Source organism: Affinibrenneria salicis, assembly GCF_008710095.1.
Genome location: NZ_VYKJ01000041.1, coordinates 1 through 1,935, shown reverse-complemented (window position 1 = coordinate 1,935; position 1,935 = coordinate 1). Strand labels below are relative to the sequence as shown.

Here is a 1,935-nt window from a genome sequence, read left to right as displayed (position 1 = left end):
GTTGTAGGGTGGCAGTAATTTGGCCAAAACTGCGGCTTTACGTTCCGGTGAATAACGTTTCATAACAGGCTCCGTTGCCCCCATAGAGATTTTCAGTATGGGGTGTCAACTATCCTGCCAGAGGGGGTTACACGAACTCTGGCAACAGGCGGATGCGCTGCCGGATGAAGAGCAAAGAGCGTTGATTATGGTGATTGACAGTTTTGTGACTAAAGTCAACGTGGAGAAGGCAGTGAAGAAGAGTGTGAGACAACGTTAAAACAGCGCGGCGGTAATGGGTTGCCCCCCACTGCCGCCGCTCACCACAAGCAACTAACCAGGAGTTGACTATGGCTGCGCATGATTCTACGTCACGCAACATGGTAAATACAGCAACTAAAACAGCGCGTTACTACACGGTGGGATACGCCCCGCAAAACGGCAGGCCTAACCCACCATCGGCGATTAACCTCAAAGGCCGCTGGCTGGAGGAGTCGGGCTTTATGACCGGGATACCGATTACCGTGACGGTGGAGCGGGGAAGGATAGTGATTGAGACGGAGATCAATCTCTGATCGTTGAACTCAACAGCAGGTAAAAAATAGCCGGAAGGATCGTTGGGATCACTTCCGGCTTTTATTAAATATCTTCGCTGATATGTTCATCATTAATAAGAAAAGCTATCTTTAGCTCTGAGAAAACATTTTTTATAAATTTATATCGACTCAACTTATCTGCATTTTTTCCGTTAATAAAAGAGATCTCTATTAATGTAGGGAAGTTATCCTTTTTCTCATGATGAATATTATCCTTAATGGTTAATTTATCTGCAAAAATTCCAGAGTAAAAATAATAAACCCCTAAATAATCACTATCATGTTCATCGCATGATATATCCCAAATAGAATCAAGAAGTTGCTTTACACTCTCTTTTGATTCAAAACTTCCATAAGTCAAATAATAGAACTTTCTCATACTGGCCCACCACATTTACCGGGTATTCTTATCCCTTTACTTTTCGCTTTGACTGCATCAGTGGATTCAAAAATCATGGCGTTGACTGGGCGTCCAGACATTCTGGAGAGTTTTTGTAGTGTGTCATCTATTCCTAGTTGACGAGCCGCTTTACTTCCCATATCAATGGGCTCTGTTCTTCCCCCTTTAGCTAATCCTAATCCTTCGGCTCGCTTATAAAGTTCTGAATGTGATATGGCTACATCGAAATCGCTAACACGGCCAACGTCAAATGGTACTTTAGTTGAAAAACTAACTCCAGAAACTGCACTTCCTTGCATATAAGACACTGCTCCGGGGAATCCTAATTTACTCATTCCAGCCTGAAGAGCCTGACCAAATTGATTAAATTGCCCAAAACCTTTAAACCCAAATGGTATCCCCATCAACCCCAGCGGGTCGATCCACGTAATCGGATTCGGCGCGTAAGCGTAGTTATTTTCCCCACCCAGCACCCCTATCGGGTCTGGGCACAGGCAACATCCCTCCAGCGAGTCATACTACCGGCTCAGGTGATACACCTCCGCCAAAAATGCGTCGTACATATGAGTATTAATCACGCTACCGCCTTACCTTGATGATTTCATCTGCACAAAGTTATTGTAAATCAGATAGTAATATAAATACAAACTGATAGAAAAACGTTAACTATCTAATATCAAAGCAGATTGGGTATGAAATAAAGGCAAGCTGTATTAGGCGAGAGACTGACTGACGCAGTGCGGTCTTACCGGGCAACCGCAGTGACTAGCGTGATGCCCGGCAAGGTGACGATTTGGGTACAACAGAGTAATAAGTAGTCATAGCAGTAGATAGGTAATCCCCCCAAAAAAGCAGAGTATTCATAAGTAGAATTTTCTCGTAATCTAAACGCAGGAGATTCTTATGAAAAAATCACGTTTTACCGACAGCCAGATCATCGCCATCCTCAAGCAGGCCGAA

Annotated in this window: 4 protein-coding genes; 2 read left to right on the top strand and 2 right to left on the bottom strand. The window is 43.9% G+C overall.

What is annotated here, in order from left to right; translation table 11 throughout:
- Window positions 1–97 precede the first annotated feature (97 nt).
- A complete protein-coding gene (locus tag FJU30_RS27425) occupies window positions 98–259 on the top strand; it encodes a hypothetical protein (protein WP_223881729.1) in 162 nt (53 codons plus the stop codon).
- Window positions 260–329: 70 nt separating this feature from the next.
- Entirely contained in the window at window positions 330–554 is a 225-nt protein-coding gene (locus tag FJU30_RS26675; RefSeq protein ID WP_150437933.1) for a SymE family type I addiction module toxin, read from the top strand.
- A gap of 64 nt (window positions 555–618) precedes the next feature.
- On the opposite strand, the gene FJU30_RS26670 is transcribed toward FJU30_RS26675, so the two are convergent.
- Both FJU30_RS26670 and FJU30_RS26960 read right to left on the bottom strand, forming a co-directional pair.
- Window positions 619–954: a hypothetical protein gene (locus tag FJU30_RS26670; RefSeq protein WP_150437932.1), complete on the bottom strand. Its 336-nt coding sequence runs from the start codon at window positions 952–954 to the stop codon at window positions 619–621.
- On the bottom strand, window positions 951–1,379 hold the full coding sequence (locus FJU30_RS26960; RefSeq protein WP_223881728.1) for a hypothetical protein: 429 nt from the start codon (window positions 1,377–1,379) through the stop codon (window positions 951–953). Before FJU30_RS26960 ends, FJU30_RS26670 begins: the two co-directional genes overlap by 4 nt.
- Window positions 1,380–1,935 lie beyond the last annotated feature (556 nt).

Coding starts and splice junctions, on each gene's coding strand:
- FJU30_RS26675 (WP_150437933.1), top strand. CDS start 330: ATGGCTGCGCATGATTCTACGTCACGCAACATGGTAAATACAGCAACT.
- FJU30_RS26960 (WP_223881728.1), bottom strand. CDS start 1,379: ATGGGGATACCATTTGGGTTTAAAGGTTTTGGGCAATTTAATCAATTT.
- FJU30_RS27425 (WP_223881729.1), top strand. CDS start 98: ATGGGGTGTCAACTATCCTGCCAGAGGGGGTTACACGAACTCTGGCAA.
- FJU30_RS26670 (WP_150437932.1), bottom strand. CDS start 954: ATGAGAAAGTTCTATTATTTGACTTATGGAAGTTTTGAATCAAAAGAG.